Source organism: Apibacter adventoris (assembly GCF_002964975.1).
GTDB lineage: Bacteria > Bacteroidota > Bacteroidia > Flavobacteriales > Weeksellaceae > Apibacter > Apibacter adventoris.
In genome coordinates, this window is record NZ_PSZM01000040.1 from 39,488 (window position 1) to 55,940 (window position 16,453).

At 29.3% G+C, this 16,453-nt stretch carries 19 protein-coding genes; 14 read left to right on the plus strand and 5 right to left on the minus strand.

The window, feature by feature from the left end; translation table 11 throughout:
• The first annotated feature begins 12 nt into the window (after positions 1-12).
• From C4S77_RS06950 to C4S77_RS06980, 7 genes are all read left to right on the plus strand, one after another.
• Positions 13-1,101, plus strand: a complete 1,089-nt coding sequence (locus C4S77_RS06950) for a HesA/MoeB/ThiF family protein (RefSeq protein WP_105246950.1) — start codon at positions 13-15, stop codon at positions 1,099-1,101.
• A gap of 1 nt (position 1,102) precedes the next feature.
• Positions 1,103-1,552, plus strand: coding sequence for a molybdenum cofactor biosynthesis protein MoaE (locus C4S77_RS06955; protein ID WP_105246951.1), 450 nt, complete (start codon positions 1,103-1,105; stop codon positions 1,550-1,552).
• Positions 1,553-1,740: 188 nt separating this feature from the next.
• Positions 1,741-3,003, plus strand: coding sequence for an alginate export family protein (locus C4S77_RS06960; RefSeq protein WP_105246952.1), 1,263 nt, complete (start codon positions 1,741-1,743; stop codon positions 3,001-3,003).
• A gap of 33 nt (positions 3,004-3,036) precedes the next feature.
• Positions 3,037-3,948 (plus strand): bifunctional molybdenum cofactor biosynthesis protein MoaC/MoaB, encoded by a 912-nt coding sequence (gene moaCB / locus C4S77_RS06965; protein WP_105246953.1) that lies wholly within the window; start codon positions 3,037-3,039, stop codon positions 3,946-3,948.
• 27 nt (positions 3,949-3,975) lie between these two features.
• The gene (gene modA / locus C4S77_RS06970) at positions 3,976-4,743 is read left to right on the plus strand and encodes a molybdate ABC transporter substrate-binding protein (protein ID WP_105246954.1); all 768 of its coding nucleotides are present in this window, start codon (positions 3,976-3,978) and stop codon (positions 4,741-4,743) included.
• 19 nt (positions 4,744-4,762) lie between these two features.
• On the plus strand, positions 4,763-5,440 hold the full coding sequence (gene modB, locus C4S77_RS06975; RefSeq protein WP_105246955.1) for a molybdate ABC transporter permease subunit: 678 nt from the start codon (positions 4,763-4,765) through the stop codon (positions 5,438-5,440).
• Positions 5,441-5,468: 28 nt separating this feature from the next.
• The gene (locus C4S77_RS06980; RefSeq protein WP_105246956.1) at positions 5,469-6,125 is read left to right on the plus strand and encodes an ATP-binding cassette domain-containing protein; all 657 of its coding nucleotides are present in this window, start codon (positions 5,469-5,471) and stop codon (positions 6,123-6,125) included.
• 10 nt (positions 6,126-6,135) lie between these two features.
• On the opposite strand, the gene C4S77_RS06985 is transcribed toward C4S77_RS06980, so the two are convergent.
• The 4 genes from C4S77_RS06985 to C4S77_RS07000 form a co-directional block, all read right to left on the minus strand.
• Complete coding sequence (locus C4S77_RS06985) at positions 6,136-6,789, minus strand: T9SS type B sorting domain-containing protein (RefSeq protein ID WP_105246957.1); 654 nt, start codon at positions 6,787-6,789, stop codon at positions 6,136-6,138.
• Between the two features lie 251 nt (positions 6,790-7,040).
• A complete protein-coding gene (locus C4S77_RS06990; RefSeq protein ID WP_105246958.1) occupies positions 7,041-7,394 on the minus strand; it encodes a T9SS type B sorting domain-containing protein in 354 nt (117 codons plus the stop codon).
• Positions 7,360-8,607, minus strand: a complete 1,248-nt coding sequence (locus C4S77_RS06995; RefSeq protein ID WP_105193976.1) for a PKD domain-containing protein — start codon at positions 8,605-8,607, stop codon at positions 7,360-7,362. Before C4S77_RS06995 ends, C4S77_RS06990 begins: the two co-directional genes overlap by 35 nt.
• The gene (locus C4S77_RS07000) at positions 8,559-9,059 is read right to left on the minus strand and encodes a hypothetical protein (RefSeq protein WP_105193977.1); all 501 of its coding nucleotides are present in this window, start codon (positions 9,057-9,059) and stop codon (positions 8,559-8,561) included. Before C4S77_RS07000 ends, C4S77_RS06995 begins: the two co-directional genes overlap by 49 nt.
• A 169-nt stretch (positions 9,060-9,228) precedes the next feature.
• On the opposite strand from C4S77_RS07000, the gene rpsF reads away from it, so the two are divergent.
• The 7 genes from rpsF to cysK all read left to right on the plus strand — a co-directional run bounded on the left by rpsF (position 9,229) and on the right by cysK (position 14,671).
• A complete protein-coding gene (gene rpsF / locus C4S77_RS07005; protein WP_105193978.1) occupies positions 9,229-9,570 on the plus strand; it encodes a 30S ribosomal protein S6 in 342 nt (113 codons plus the stop codon).
• 3 nt (positions 9,571-9,573) lie between these two features.
• The gene (rpsR, locus tag C4S77_RS07010) at positions 9,574-9,879 is read left to right on the plus strand and encodes a 30S ribosomal protein S18 (protein ID WP_105193979.1); all 306 of its coding nucleotides are present in this window, start codon (positions 9,574-9,576) and stop codon (positions 9,877-9,879) included.
• A gap of 18 nt (positions 9,880-9,897) precedes the next feature.
• Positions 9,898-10,356 carry a 50S ribosomal protein L9 gene (gene rplI / locus C4S77_RS07015; RefSeq protein ID WP_105193980.1) on the plus strand — a complete coding sequence of 153 codons (459 nt, stop codon included), beginning with the start codon at positions 9,898-9,900 and terminating at the stop codon, positions 10,354-10,356.
• 270 nt (positions 10,357-10,626) lie between these two features.
• Entirely contained in the window at positions 10,627-11,724 is a 1,098-nt protein-coding gene (locus C4S77_RS07020; RefSeq protein ID WP_105246959.1) for a Nif3-like dinuclear metal center hexameric protein, read from the plus strand.
• Positions 11,725-11,887: 163 nt separating this feature from the next.
• Positions 11,888-12,676 (plus strand): zinc ribbon domain-containing protein, encoded by a 789-nt coding sequence (locus tag C4S77_RS07025; RefSeq protein ID WP_105193982.1) that lies wholly within the window; start codon positions 11,888-11,890, stop codon positions 12,674-12,676.
• Between the two features lie 202 nt (positions 12,677-12,878).
• Positions 12,879-13,733, plus strand: a complete 855-nt coding sequence (epsC, locus tag C4S77_RS07030; RefSeq protein ID WP_105193983.1) for a serine O-acetyltransferase EpsC — start codon at positions 12,879-12,881, stop codon at positions 13,731-13,733.
• A gap of 29 nt (positions 13,734-13,762) precedes the next feature.
• Positions 13,763-14,671: a cysteine synthase A gene (gene cysK / locus C4S77_RS07035; protein ID WP_105193984.1), complete on the plus strand. Its 909-nt coding sequence runs from the start codon at positions 13,763-13,765 to the stop codon at positions 14,669-14,671.
• Between the two features lie 61 nt (positions 14,672-14,732).
• On the opposite strand, the gene C4S77_RS07040 is transcribed toward cysK, so the two are convergent.
• Complete coding sequence (locus C4S77_RS07040; protein ID WP_105246960.1) at positions 14,733-16,436, minus strand: phospho-sugar mutase; 1,704 nt, start codon at positions 16,434-16,436, stop codon at positions 14,733-14,735.
• Positions 16,437-16,453: the final 17 nt, after the last annotated feature.

Consider the following 16,453-nt stretch of genomic DNA (forward strand, 5'->3'; position numbering starts at 1 on the left):
AAAAATCAGAAAATGAATACACATAGATATAATAGACAAATAATTTTACCTGAGTTTGGAGAAAATTCTCAACAGAAACTTATAAAATCGAAAGTTCTTGTCATAGGAGCAGGAGGTTTAGGCTGTCCGGTCTTGCAATTTTTAGCTACAGTAGGTGTAGGTCATATAGGAATTGCAGATGATGATAAGGTAGATATATCTAACTTACATCGGCAAATTTTATATAATGAAAATTCCATAGGAAAAATTAAAGCAAATGAAGCAAAAGAGAAACTTCATCAAATAAATTCCGAAATAGAAATTACAGCTTATTCGTATAAAATTACTCATGATAATATTTTACCCTTAATAGAACAATATGACATTATTGTAGATGGTACAGATAATTTTCAGATACGTTATTTACTTAACGATGCTTGTAAATTGTTGAAAAAACCTTTGGTTCATGGAGCTATCTACCAATATGAAGGTCAGGTATCAGTTTTTAACATAGAAAAAAATGGACAAATAACTAATTATAGAGATTTATTTCCCGTTGCACCAAAATCCTTTGAAGTTCCAAACTGTAATCAATCAGGAGTATTAGGTACACTTTCTGGTTTAATAGGAACAGTTCAAGCTAATGAAGTAATTAAACTAATCACAGGAATAGGAGACCTATTAGTACATAAACTGTATCTCATAAATGTGCTTAATTATGAAACAAGAATCATTAAATATAATAAATTAGAAATAGAGATGGGTCCTAAAAATAAAGAGGAATTTTTAACTATGAATTATGATACATTTTGTAATATATCCTCCTTTTCGAAAAAAGAAATTGCTAATAAGGAAGAATTGCGTTCTCTTTTAGCTAGGGAAAATTCAATATTAATTGATGTTCGGAATGAAGGAGAAATTCCAGTAATAAATAAATATGAATATATAAGAATTCCTTTAACGGAATTTTCACATAGACTAGAAGAATTAGAAAACTATACAACCATTATTTTTGTTTGTCAATCGGGAGTAAGGAGTGAACAAGCCTTTAAACTTGTACAACAAGAATATCCTCAAAAAGATATCTTCCATATTTATAAAGGAGTAAAAACCATACTATAGAATGAAAACAATAAAAATAAAAAACCCATTTGTTGATGGTCCCGTTTCTCTTGGATTTATAGCTGAAAGTATTCAAAAACATAGTTCAAAAACCCAAATAGGAGGGCATAGTATTTTCTTAGGGCAGGTAAGAAATGATAAAAAAGAGGGAAAAGAAGTTACAGCAATAGAATTTACCGCATATCAGGAAATGGCAATACAGAAATTAGTCCAGATACGAGAAGAAATTTTTGTTAAATACAACTTAGAGTGCATGCATGTATATCATAGTTTAGGAAAAATAAAAAAAGGAGGAATTTGTTTATTTGTATTTACTTCTTCTAAACATAGGAAACCTGCCATAAAAGCCTGTGATGAAATGGTGGAAAGAATAAAAAAAGAAATACCTATTTGGGGAAAAGAGATTTATAATGATGATACCCATACATGGAAAGAAAATATATATGAGTAATTTAATTAAAGAAAAATAACACTATCTAGCTTTTTACATATAGGAAACATTAAATCAATAGTTATCCGTTAATATTCTGGCTTTAAGTTGGGAAAATTTACTTATAAAACGATTAGAAACAGAAATCGTTGAAAACTTACAAAGACGTTTATTTAAAAAATAGTAAAATCTAAATTTTTATAAATATTATGAATTATAAAAGACTACTTTTAGTTCTCTTTACATACTCATTATTAATAAATGTAAATATTTATGGTCAATCTATAAAAATAGAAGGAGAATTGCGAACAAGGGGAGAATTCCGGGATGGATTCCGAGCTCCTTTGGCAGATAGTTTAAATCCTGCATTTGTAAACAATATGAGAGCCCGTTTAACAGCTTTATATGAAACTAAAGAATATCGCATAAAAGTAACTGTGCAAGATACAAAAACCTATGGGTCAACAGGAATAAATAATACAGGAAATTCATTAGGTCTGTATGAAGCATGGGCAGAATATTTTTTCTCACCAAAATTTTCGGGCATATTAGGCCGTCAGACTTTAGAATATGATGATAATCGTTTATTTTCTTCAACTAATTGGAGTAATACTCCAATTGCTCATGACCTTTTGAAACTGAAATATGAATCATCTAAATTTAAAGTTCACTTAGGAGGAGCCTGGAATAATGCCAGTGATGTTTTATATGAATCGGTTTATGATAAAGGTTATCAATCATTATTATATAGTTGGGTACAAAAAACTTTTGAAAATTTTACCACCTCATTTATATGGGTAAATGAAGGATTTCAAAGAAAAAATGAAACACAAAATCCTAAGACCTCCATATATAGAAATACAACAGGAATAAATGTAGAAATGAAAAATAAAGAAATACCAATTTCATTTTATACAACCGGCTATTATCAATTTGGTTATGATCGGGATGATCATAAATTAGATGCATTTTTATTGGCATTAAAATCGCACTATAAATTTTCAGATAAAATAACAGCTATTTTTGGAGGAGATTATTTTTCAGGTACTAAATACAATGCTTCCAAAAATAAAGATTATACCTTTAATAAATTATATGGAGCCAATCATGCCTTTAATGGATCTATAGAATACTGGACAACTCCCCCTAGACAGGGACTAATAGATTTATATGGAGGAATAGAAATTAAAACTAATTCAAAATTAAAATTTTTAGGAAATTTTCACACCTTTTCTACTTCTCAAAAAATGAAAAATAGAGAAAATAAAGATATTGGATCTGAATTTGATCTGCAAGTAGACTATAAACTTTCTCCTTCTTTATCTATTCAGGGAGGATGGAGTACCTATTTGAAAAACAGAGGTACAGAAATTATAAAAAAACAAGAAGAAATAAACACTCATTTTCCACAATGGGCATATATAATGATAACAATTAAACCGGTTTTCTTTTCAACAATAAAAGAAAAATAAAAAATCAAAGATATATAATAAAAAATATAATCAATGGTAGATATAACATATAAAAATAAAACATTAAGAAAAGCTATAGCGCAAGCTATAGTCAAAGTAAGTTTGCTTGATACTATTACTGCAATAAAGGAGAATAATGTTCCTAAAGGAAATGTTTTTGAAATGGCAAAAACTGCCGGATTATTTGCGGCTAAACGTACCAGTGATATGATTCCGGATTGTCATCCCCTTCCTATAGAATATACATCGGTAAATTATGAAATAAATGATTTGCAAATAATTATCACCGTAGAAATAAGGACAATTTATAAAACCGGGGTAGAAGTAGAAGCTATGCATGCCGCATCCATTGTTGCACTTACTTTTTACGATATGTTGAAACCTATAGATAAAAATATAGAAATTCAAAATATCAGATTAATTGAAAAAAAGGGAGGAAAATCTGATAAAAAAGATAAATTTAATATTCCTTTAATAGCATCAGTGATTGTTTGTTCCGATAGCATTTCTTCTGGCAGAAAGGAAGATCGTGCAGGGAAAATAATTATTGATAAACTATCTAAGTTTGGAATTGAAAATTCAGAATATATAATTATTCCGGATGAAATAACTAAAATACAAGAATTAATAAAAACATATTGCGAAAAGAAAATAGATATGATTCTGATTACTGGGGGTACAGGATTATCCAAACGAGATGTAACTCCGGAAGCTGTAAAACCATTATTAGAAAAAGAAATACCCGGAGTAGCTGAAGCTATGAGAAGCTACGGACAAGATAGAACTCCTTTATCTATGCTTTCTCGTAGTGTTGCCGGATTGATAGGGAATACTCTTATAATTACACTACCGGGCTCTACAAAAGGAGCTGAGGAATCGATGGATTCAATATTTCCGGCAATTTTGCATATTTTTAAAATTATAAATGGAGGTCAACACGAATAATAATAAATATTGTAATAATTTAATTCTATGAAACGTAAATTTTATCTAATATTGATACTATTGGCAGTGATATTAGCCATATTCTTACCTAGGTTTTTCACATATAATCATAAAGTAACCATAGCTGCAGCAGCGAATTTAAGGTATGTTTTAGAAGAAATAAAAAATCAATATAAAAAAGAATATCCTAAAGCAGAAATACAAATAACTTACGGATCTTCAGGAACCTTGACACAACAAATTTTAAATGGTGCCCCCTTTACTCTTTTTATGTCAGCAGATACTAAATTTCCTGAAAAAATTACTAAACAAGGTTTTGCTGCAAGTTCGATTAAAACCTATGCATACGGAAAAGTTGCTATGTGGAGTTCTTCTCAAGAGGTTTCTAAAGGTTTACATTTAGTATTTTCTCCAGAAGTGAAAAAAATTGCTATAGCCAATCCTGATAATGCTCCTTATGGTAGCAATACAGTTAAGGCTCTTGCCTCTCAACAGTTATATAATAAAATAACAAAAAAAATTGTATGGGGAGAAAATATTAATCAAACAGCACAATTTGCTTTTTCAGGAAATGCTGAAATAGGGTTTATAGCATTGTCTTTAGCATTATCTCCGGAAATGAAAAATAAAGGAAGATATTATGTATTGCCCCGTGAAATATGTCCTTGGGTAGAACAGGCGGCAGTTTTAATTAAAGGAGGTCAGGATGATGAAGAGACCCTTCGCTTTTTTAAATATATAAATAGCCCTGCTTGCAATTCTATATGGGAAAAATATGGATATGGATTACCTTGAGAAATAAATATAAAATAAATTGGATTTAGATTTTTTTAATACACTTATTTTAACAGCTAAATTAGCAATAATAACAACCTTATTACTACTAATTATAAGTTTGCCAGTAGCGTATCAGTTGGCTTATTCACATTTTAAAGGTAAAGCCTTTATTGAAGCACTAATTTGTATGCCTATGGTTTTACCACCTACTGTAATGGGATATTATTTATTGGTAGCATTTAGCCCTCATAATGCTTTAGGAATTTTTTTTGAAAAATATTTTAATACACGATTAGCATTCACATTTAAAGGAATAGTAGTAGCCAGTGTCATAGCTGGACTTCCTTTTATGATTCAACCTCTTCAAAATGGTTTTACTTCATTACCTAATAGTTTTAGAGAAGCCTCTTATACTATGGGAAAATCAAAATGGGTTACCTTTTGGAGAGTATTGATTCCTAATATAAAACCATCATTAATCACAGGAATAGCCTTAACTTTTGCACATTGCATAGGAGAATTCGGAATTGTTTTAATGGTAGGGGGAAATGTTCCAGGGCAAACTCGTATAGCATCCATAGCTATTTACGATCAAGTTCAGGCACTTAATTATGAAGTAGCCAATCAGTATTCTATAATTTTATTTATAATTTCTTTTATTTTGCTAACGCTTATTTACAGTATAAATAAAAGTTTTAGAATTAACACTTTGTAATTCGTAAGAAAAGTATGAAAATTCATATATGATAGAAATAGATATAAAACATCACATACAAACTTCTGAAGGAAAAAGTATTCTAGATATAAAAGCAAAAATACCGGAAAATCAATTAGTATGTATTTCAGGTAAATCCGGAGCAGGAAAAACCACTTTACTTCGTATATTGGCCGGTTTAACTAAGCCTATGTTCGGACAAATAAAGTTTGGAGATATAATAGTTTTTGATTCAACCGAAAAAATTAATCTATCTCCACAAAAAAGAAATATAGGTTTTATGTTTCAGGATTATGCTCTTTTTCCTAATTTGAATGTAGAAGAAAATATCTTTTTTGCACAGCCCTTAAACAAAGAGGGGGAATGGGCGGGTAAATTAATCAAAATATTTGATTTAGAAGGACTTAAAAAACAAAAAATAGAAAAACTTTCCGGAGGTCAAAAACAAAGAGTAGCTTTGGCTCGTGTTCTGGTTCAAAAAGCGCCTATTCTCCTCTTAGATGAGCCACTATCTGCTATTGATCGGGAAATGAGGATTGAATTACAAGATGAAATTATAAAATCACATCATCTTTTACATTCAACAACTTTTGTCGTAAGCCACGACGAAGATGAAATTAATAAGATGGCCTCATGCATTTTATATATTAAAAATGGAAAAGCAGAGTTAGTTTATATAAAATAAACAAGAACTTTTATCTATCTTTTTCATTATAATTTTTAACCACAATCCATCCGGTTAATTTTCTGCCATCAGTAATTTCAATTACATACCAGTAGCTATCAGAAGGTAAAATTTTCCCCAGATGAGTACCATCCCAAACAAATCCATTGTTATCAATTTTAGTATTGACTAATATAATGCCGTATCGGTTAAATATTTTCACTGAACTTCCCGGATATAATTCCAATCCTTTCAGATTCCAAACATCATTGATTCCGTCTCCGTTAGGAGTGATTATGTTAGGAAGGTTTAAAATGCCGAAAGGAAAAGCATTAGATATACATCCATAAGCATTCCTTACATAAGCATTATATACCTCATTTTTTAAATTATGAAAAATTGGTGAATTTTGCCAATGAATATTATCCAGACTATATTGTAAAGGAGGATTTCCCACAGCAATTATTTCTGCTCTATAATTATTAACCTTTACCTCTTTAATGAAAAGATTATTAATATTGACAGAAGAAGAGGAATTACATAAGTTTCTATCAGTTGTAGAATTTAAATATGTGTCGGAAGAATTAACCTTATGGAATTGAATGACATCATTATTATTTTCTAGTTGAGCGCTTGCAAATGGAGATAATAATAGTATAGTTAGTGTTAAAAATAAGCTTTTCATAAGACAGTAATAATAATTTTAATAAAAAAATAATAATGCAAAAATAAACATTTTATTCTAATAATTATTATATAATTACTATATACAATTTATGAACTAATATGGTAACTTTTTATACTTATCTAAAGAAAATAAGAGAGAAGAAAATTATATTTTCAAATATTATTATTTAAAATTATGAAATATAGTCTTTTTATTCAACGCTTCGTAATTACTTATTGATCTTTCTCATTATAATTTCTAACCATAATTTAACCAGTTAATTTTCTCCCATCCGTAAGTTCAATTATATACCAATAGCTTGCTGTAGCTACATTTTTTCCTAAATATTTACCATCCCAAACGAAACCTTTATCAATTTTAGTATTGACTAATAATTTGCCATATCGGTCAAAGATTTTCACAGAACTTCCCGGGTATAATTCCAATCCCTTTAGGTTCCATACATCATTTATTCCGTCTTTGTTAGGAGTAATTATATTGGGAACATTGAGCAAACCAAAAGGAAAAGGGGCAGAGATACAGCCGGAAGCATTTTTAACATAGGTATTATAAATTTTAAATTCCAGGTTATAAAAAACAGGAGAATACTGCCAGTGAATCATATCCCAGGCTGTATTGCAAAAGAGAGTTTTCTATCGCTACTATTTCCGCAGTATTCTTATTAACTTTAATCTCTTTAATAAAAGGATTAAGGAAATTAATAATCACTGAAGAAGAAACACTACAATTGTTATAATCAGTCACAGTTACCGAATACGAGCCGGACTTAATAACGTTGATAGTTTGGGTAGTCTCACCGGTACTCCACAGATAAGAGGCTCCGGGGTTACCAGCATCCAAAGTTAAGGAAGCACCTTCACATAGGATTTTATCGGGACCTAAGTTGACGGATGGTTTGGGATGTATTGTAATAGTTTTATCGAATGTTATGTTTTGCTCATTTTCATACTGGTCTTTATATTTTAGGGTAACCTTAACTAGATAGGTTCCGAAAGTAGAGAAAGTATGAATAGGAGTATTATTATTAATAACTGTATTTCCATCTCCAAAATCCCAGTTAGCAGTATAAGTAGAAAGGTTTGTATTTAAGGAAAAAGTAAGCGGTTCATTTAAGCAAAATTCAGACAGGTTTAAATTTCCATTAATAAGAATAGTTCCATTAAAAAAAGAGACAATAAAGGAGGAGAGTCCATAGGTGGAAATTTTTCCTCCTAGATCGATAGAAAGAGGTTTAAAGTTTGCTCCTGATCCATATATATCAGGATTTTCAATTACAGATAGGGCTTTATCATTTATTGCAGTATGATAAATTTTTTTATCTAGACCTAATTGTAGAGCTCCAAAATAACTTTGATTATTACCTTTATATAAGAGAAATTTACTATTTGGTATAGAGATTGCAGTTAAATCATATTGATGTATTGTGCTTTCAACGTTTTCAGACGAATAAAGTATTTTACTATTAGGAGAAAATTCTACTCCGTAAAAATGTTTGTTAGTATCTAAAATAACTTCATTACTAACACCACCAGTGAAAGAATTAAAATCATAGATAGCTAAAGCTTTTGAATAGTGGGCAATTGCTAGTTTTTTACTGTCAGGAGAAATTTTAATATAACCTAAACGACAATCATGGTCTAAAGGAACAGATATTCCAACTTTACTTATTACGGGAATGGTATTTAATCCTGAATTATCTATTTTAAAAGCATAAAATTTATCAATAAATTGGGTAATAATCCAAATATCTTCTCCATTAGCATGTTTTACTGCAGTAATATTTTCAAAACTTTTTTGTACACCATTGAGAGGCAAAGGAATATTTTTTTTCCTGATATTACAGCTCCATTTCCGGAATCTAAAGTCATATCCACTAAAGAGTAGTGTATTCCTACAGAATTTGTTGGGCTAATATCATTTGTATGAACACTAAATATATAATAAAGAGTTGGGGTGTAAGGATCAGGAATTATAAGTCCTGATTGAGTACTGGAACTATTTCCTAATAAACCGGTATCATTAGACATAATGGAATGATTTTTATTGTAAACGGTTGAACCATCGGTATAAAATAATAAATTTCCATTTTTATCGGATATTGAAGAACAACATTCATGGGTGTACAAAGCGCCATTAGTATCGGCTATGGGGGATCTTGAAGTAAAATCTAGCCCTGCATGATTGCCAAAGAACCAATGAGCGGTTTCCAATTGTGCATATATAAAATAGGATAATAATACGTAAATAATTAAAAAATATCTCTTCATATGTGGAATAATTAGTAATTAATTTATAAACATACAACTTTTATTTCGTATTGTGAAAATTATAGATAATGATCAATTATGACAGTTTTCTATAATAGAATTACCTTTTGTAAATTCAATTAAGTTTCTTATATTTGCCGTTCGAAAAAATAATTAAACAATTTGATTTATGAATCATTATGAAACTGTTTTCATTTTAACTCCCGTTCTATCGGATTCTCAGGTAGAGGAAGCAGTTAAATCGTTTGAGAACTTACTCAAAGAAAACAACGCAACTATTGTAAACCAGGAAAACTGGGGATTAAAAAAATTAGCATACCCTATTCAATTAAAAAGAAATGGGTTTTATAACCTAATTGAATTTGAAGCTCCTGGTGATATTGTTAACATTCTAGAGTTAGCATTTAAAAGAGATGAAAGAGTATTAAGATTCTTAACTGTGAAGCTAGATAAACACGGAGTAGAATGGGCTAGAAAGAGAGAAGAAAAAGTTAAATCATTAAAAAAATAAGACATGGCAATAGATGAATTAGCAAAACAGGCAGCAGGAGGAAATGCCAGTGAAGTAAAATTCTTAAGTCAGTTAGATATTGACACTAAGACAGAAAAGAAATATTGCCGTTTTAAAAAATACGGTATAAAATATGTTGATTATAAAGATCCTGATTTCTTATTGAAATTTGTAAATGAGCAAGGTAAAATTCTTCCCAGAAGACTTACCGGTACATCTTTAAAATTCCAAAGAAAAGTATCTCAGGCAATTAAAAGAGCAAGACATTTAGCTTTATTGCCATATGTAGGAGATCAATTAAAACCTTAATTTTATAAAAAAGAGATCATGGAAGTTATTCTTAAACAAGACGTAGAAAATTTAGGATTAGAGTTTGATGTGGTAAATGTAAAACCTGGTTATGCTCGTAATTATTTAATACCTAAAGGATGTGCTTTATTAGCAACCCCAAAAAATAAAGCTGCTTTAGAAGCTACTTTAAAAGAAAGAGAAGCAGAAGAAGCTGCCTTAGTAAAAACTGCTAATGATATAGTTGCGAAATTGAAAGAGGTAGTTGTAACTATTCCTGCAAAAGTTGGTGCTGGTGATAAGTTATTCGGTTCTGTTAATAATTCTGATTTAGCAGAAGCATTAGCAAAATCCGGAGTTGAAATAGATAAAAAATATATTAAAATTCCAGGTAACACGATTAAAAGATTAGGAAAATATACTGCAAAAGTTCGTTTACACAGAAATGTGGAGTATGATTATTCTTTTGAAGTTGTTTCTGATGGTGTAACGGAATAATCAAATAAAATATAAAATATATAAAAAAGCAGTTTTATAACTGCTTTTTTCTGTCTTATCTAATTATTGGATTTAAGTTGAAAGTTTTTAGTATTTTATAAGATAAATTTAACTACTTATAAGAAAAATAGAGTACTAAAAATATAATTTTTTTGATTTCTTAAAAAATAGATTTTTAAATCTAATTTTATAAACTACTACAATTCTAATCTAATTTTCGTGATTATTAGTTAAAATATTACCTTTGTTTATTTAGATAAAGCATAAAAAATGAAAGTAGGAAAAATAGCTTTAATGCTGGATAAATGGGTTCCTGAATCTAACGCCGAAAGTTTCGATAATGTAGGTTTATTAGTTGGAAATGTAGATGAAGAACTAACAGGGATTTTAGTAACTTTAGATTGTTTGGAAGAAGTAATTGAAGAGGCAATACATAAAAAATGTAATATGATTATTACTTTTCATCCTATAATTTTTTCTGGATTAAAATCTTTTACATGTAATAATTATGTAGAAAAGGCTGTTGCTAAAGCTATAAAGCATGATATTGCAATTTATGCAATACATACCAATTTGGATATTGCAAAAGAAGGGGTAAATTTTGAAATAGGGAATCGTTTAAATCTCAAGAATCTGCGTCCTCTAATAAGTAAAAAACAATGTATAAAAAAACTTCATACCTATGTTCCTTTTGTTCATTTTTCTAGCATACAACAAGCTTTATTTAAAGCTGGAGCTGGTGAAATTGGAAATTATAAAAATTGTAGTTTTAGAATGGATGGAAGAGGAACATTTTTACCAACACAAAATGCCAATCCCTATTTAGGAAATATAAATAATTTAGAAGAAGTAGAAGAGGCTTTATTAAGTGTAATTTTTGAAGATTATAAATTGCCTGATGTTTTACAAGCGCTAAAAAAATCTCATCCATATGAAGAAGTGGCTTATGAAGTATATACATTGGATAATGAAAATCAAGATTTAGGAATGGGAAGGATCGGAGAATTAGAACAAGAAATTTCTGAAGAAGAATTTTTATTAAAATTAAAAAATAATTTTTTAACCCCATGTATAAGACATACTGTTTTAAGAAATAAGCCCATTAAAAAAGTAGCTGTATTAGGAGGATCCGGCAGTTTTGCAATAAAAAATGCTATTTCACAGGAAGCCGATACCTTTGTTACAGCAGATATTACATATCATAAATTTTTTCAGGCAGAAGGCAAAATATTATTAATCGATATAGGACATTATGAAAGTGAACAATATACCAAAAATTTAATATATAATTATTTAACAGGGAATATTGGAAGTTTACCCATTTACATATCTGAGTACAATACTAATCCTGTGAATTATTTTATTTAAAATAAGGAATTCATGGAGTCAGTATTAATAAAATAAATTACCTGTTACATAAAGTTTTAAAGTGTAAATGTTTGATTGGGTGTTAAACATATTATAAAATTTAGTAATTTTACACTTTGATTAAACACAAAATAAAATTCCAAAAAAATAACTATAATAATTTATGGCTACAAAGAAAAAAGCAGATACTACTACAATTGAGGAGAAGCTAAGGGCATTGTATGATTTACAAATTATAGATTCTCGTTTAGATGAACTAAGAAACTTACGTGGTGAGTTGCCTATGGAAGTAGAAGATTTGGAAAATGAAATAGCAGGATTAGAAAAAAGAATAGGAAAGATTGAAGATGAAGTATTGAATTTTGTAAATGAAATTAAGATTAAGAATGAATTAAATAAAAATTCTGAAGCTCAAATAAAAAAATATAAATCCCAACAAGATAACGTAAGAAATAATAGAGAATTTGAAGCATTAGCAAAAGAAATAGAATATCAGGAATTAGAAATTCAATTACAAAATAAAAAGATAAAAGAAATTAATGCTAAAATTGAATTTAAAAAATCTCAAATTGAAGAGCAACAAACAAAATTATCAAGTTATCAGGAACATTTAAATCATAAAAAATCAGAATTAGAAAATTTAATTCGAGAAACTGAAAAAGAAGAAGATTTTTTAATAAAAAAATCTGAAGAGTTCGGTTCTAAAATTGATGAAAGATTATTAAATAGCTATCACAGAATCAGAAAAAGTTCTAAAAATGGTTTAGCTATTACCAGTATAGACAGAGGGGCTGTTGTTGGGTCATTCTTTACAGTTCCACCTCAAAAACAGGTGGAAATAGCTTCTAGAAAGAAAATTATATCTGATGAACATAGTGGGAAAATCCTTGTAGATGAGTTTTTAGCCAAAGAAGAACAAGAAAGAATGGAAGAATTACTAAAAGGTAATTAAATCAATAAAATTTATAAAATAAAAAACCGGAAGGCAATTAATTTTAATTGCCTTCAGGTTTTTTATTTCAATTATACATTAGTTATCTCAAAAATAATGAAATTTATAAAAATATAAATACGTATGATATGAATATTTTCTAAATTTGCTTATAAAGAGGAAAAAAAATAAAAAGGTTTGCAAAAAATATTATAAATTCTATATGGATAAAGGTAAAAATAAACAAGAACAGGGTATAGCTACAAAGATATCAGAATTAATAAATAAATTTAATTCTCAGCCAATTTATTTACCTATCAATAAAAAGGATCTAGAACAAGTAATAGATATATTTTTTTCCCAAATGTTTCCAATATGTCAAAAAACAAATAAGAAAAAATCAGAATTAGAACTAACTCAGGCATATAAAATACTTTTAAAAAATATTTCTAAATTATTAAATAAAAAAGAAGCTGAATACAAGTTAGAACTATTTTTAAATAAATTATTAGATATACAATTAAGTTTAGAGAAAGATGCAAAAACGTTTTTAGCCAACGATCCAGCCGCTGAATCTTTAGAAGAAGTAGTGTTGACATATCCCGGTTTTTATGCCATAACAGTTCACAGAATAGCTCATGAATTTTACAAATTAAAATTTCCTATAATACCCCGTTTGTTTTCAGAATATGCACATACTCGTACAGGTATTGATATTCATCCAGGAGCAGTAATAGGAGAAAATTTTTTTCTTGATCATGGGACAGGTACTGTAATAGGTGAAACTTGTATTATAGGCAATAATGTAAAAATTTACCAAGGTGTTACTTTAGGGGCACTCTATGTAGCAAAGAATCTGTCTAAAGTAAAAAGACATCCCACCGTAGAAGATAATGTAGTTATTTATGCAGGAGCTACCATTCTAGGCGGTGATACGATTATAGGACATGATTCAACTATTGGAGGAAATGTTTGGCTTACTCAAAGTGTGTTACCCTATACTTTAGTTTATTACTCTTCAGAAATGAAAATTAAAACTATTAAAGATTTTAAGGAACCTATTAATTATGTTATATAGAAAATTTAAAAACAAATAAAAACAAATTTATGAAAGCAAATAGTATATTAGAAGTTATTGGTAATACTCCACATGTACGGATAAAAAAATTATTTCCTGATTACAAAGTCTATATCAAGCTAGAGAAACAAAACCCCGGAGGTAGTATTAAGGATCGTATTGCTTTAGCTATGATTGAGGATGCTGAAAAAAAAGGTTTATTAAAAGCAGGTGGTACCATTATAGAACCTACTTCGGGAAATACAGGCGTAGGTTTAGCATGGATAGGAAAAGTAAAAGGGTATAAAGTTATGTTAACTATGCCTGAATCTATGTCAATTGAAAGAAGAAGATTAATGTCTGCTTATGGAGCAGAATTGGTATTAACTCCAAGGGAACAAGGAATGAAAGGAGCTATAGCAAAAGCTGAGGAATTAAACAAAAAAATACAAAATTCTTTTGTTCCTCAACAATTTAAAAACCCTGCAAATCCTAAAATACATGCAAAAACGACAGCTAAAGAAATCATAGATGATTTTCCTGAGGGAATAGATGCATTAATTTCCGGAGTAGGAACTGGTGGACATATAACAGGTGTTGGTGAAATGTTAAAAGAAAAATTTCCTACCATAAAAGTTTTTGCTGTAGAGCCTACAGATTCACCGGTAATATCAGGAGGAAAACCTGGACCTCATCCTCTTCAAGGCATTGGAGCAGGATTTATTCCTGATACTTTAAATGTAAAATTATTAGATGGGACTATTCAAATATCTAAAGATGAGGCATTTGAATATACTAAAAGATTAGCTTTTGAGGAAGGAATATTAGGAGGAATATCCACAGGAGCATCCTTAGCAGCAGTAGCCAAAAAAATAAAAGAGCTCCCTAAAGGGGCTACGGTTTTAACTTTTAATTATGATACAGGAGAAAGATATTTTTCAGTTGAAGGATTATTTTAAAAACTTTATAAAAAAAGAGATGTTATTTTATAACATCTCTTTTTTATTTATTAATGAAAATTTATTTTAAAAATTCTTTAATTTTTTGAATTTTAATCTGAGCTTCAGAAATTTTTTCTGCAAATTCATCTTTAGTTGTTAATGTACTTTGTACGGAAAAATAAAACTTAATTTTAGGTTCTGTCCCGGAAGGCCGGCAAGCTAATTTTGTTCCTTTGTTTGTATAGAAAATTAAAACATTGGACTTAGGAATATCAATGTTTGTTTTTTCACCTGTAGTTAAATTTAAGGAAATAGATGATTGATAGTCATCAGATTTGATTACATTTTCTCCAGCTATTTCTTTAGGAGGGTGAGCACGGAATTCTTCCATCATCTTTGAAATTTGACTTGCTCCATCTTTTCCAGTCTTTACGATTGAAACCAATTCTTCATAGTAAAAGCCTACTTTTTCATATATATCAATTAACTTTTCAAATAAGGTTTTTCCTTCATTTTTAGCTTCCTGCGCAGCTTCACAAGCTACAAGAATAGATGATATTGAATCTTTATCTCGAACATAATCACTCGGCATAAATCCAAAGCTTTCTTCGCCTCCGCAAATAAATTTTTCTTTTCCTTCTTCTTTTCTTATTAAGTCAGCAATCCATTTAAATCCTGTTAAACCTACTTTACAATCAACACCGTAATGATTAGCTAATGCAAAGAAAATATCAGAAGTAACTATAGTAGATCCAATAAATTGTTTTCCGTCAATTTTTCCATTTTTTTTCCATTTCTGTAAAATATAATCTGTAAGTATAGTATTTGCTTGATTACCATTTAATAAAACCAATTTTCCGTTTATATCTCGAATTGCAATTCCTAATCTGTCAGCATCTGGATCTGTCCCGAAAACAATATCTGCATTTTGTTCTTCAGCATATTTTAATGCCAAAGATAAGGCTTCGGGTTCTTCCGGATTAGGGGATTTTACTGTAGGGAAATTTCCGTCAGGTATTTCTTGTTCTGGAACAATAAATACATTTTCATATCCTGCATTTTGTAAAGTTTGAGGTAATATTTTTATTGAAGTTCCATGAAGAGAAGTATAAACAATTTTAAGATCTTTTTTTCCTTTTAAAAACATAGTGTTTTCAATTGCAGCATCAATAAATTGATTATCTATCTCTTGATCTAAATAAGTAATTTTAGAATCATCACCATCAAATTTGATTTCAGCAAAATCTACTTTTCGTACTTCTTTGATAATTGCTGAATCGTGAGGAGGTACTATTTGAGCCCCATCATTCCAATATACTTTATATCCGTTATATTCGGGTGGATTGTGGGAAGCTGTTAAAACAATTCCGGCATCACATTTTAATTTACGTACAGTAAAAGATAATTCTGGTGTGGGCCTGAATTCTTTAAATAAATATACATAAATTCCATTGGCTGTAAGGACATTTGCTACAAGTTTTGCAAAAGTGTCACTATTATGTCGTACATCAAAGGCTATGGCAACTGTAATTTTTTTTCCAGTGAATTGTTGGTGTAAATAATTGGCTAAACCTTGGGTAGCCTGTCCATATGTGTATTTATTTAGTCGATTGGTACCTACCCCCATGATTCCTCGCATTCCACCTGTACCAAATTCCAGATTTTTGTAGAAAGCTTCATCTAACTCTTTAGGGTTGGTTTCAATTAACTTTTGAACTTCCTTTTGTGTATTTTCATCAAAAGGTGATTTTAGCCATGTTTTAGCAATTTCTAAGGAATTCATTTTATAAAGTAATTTTA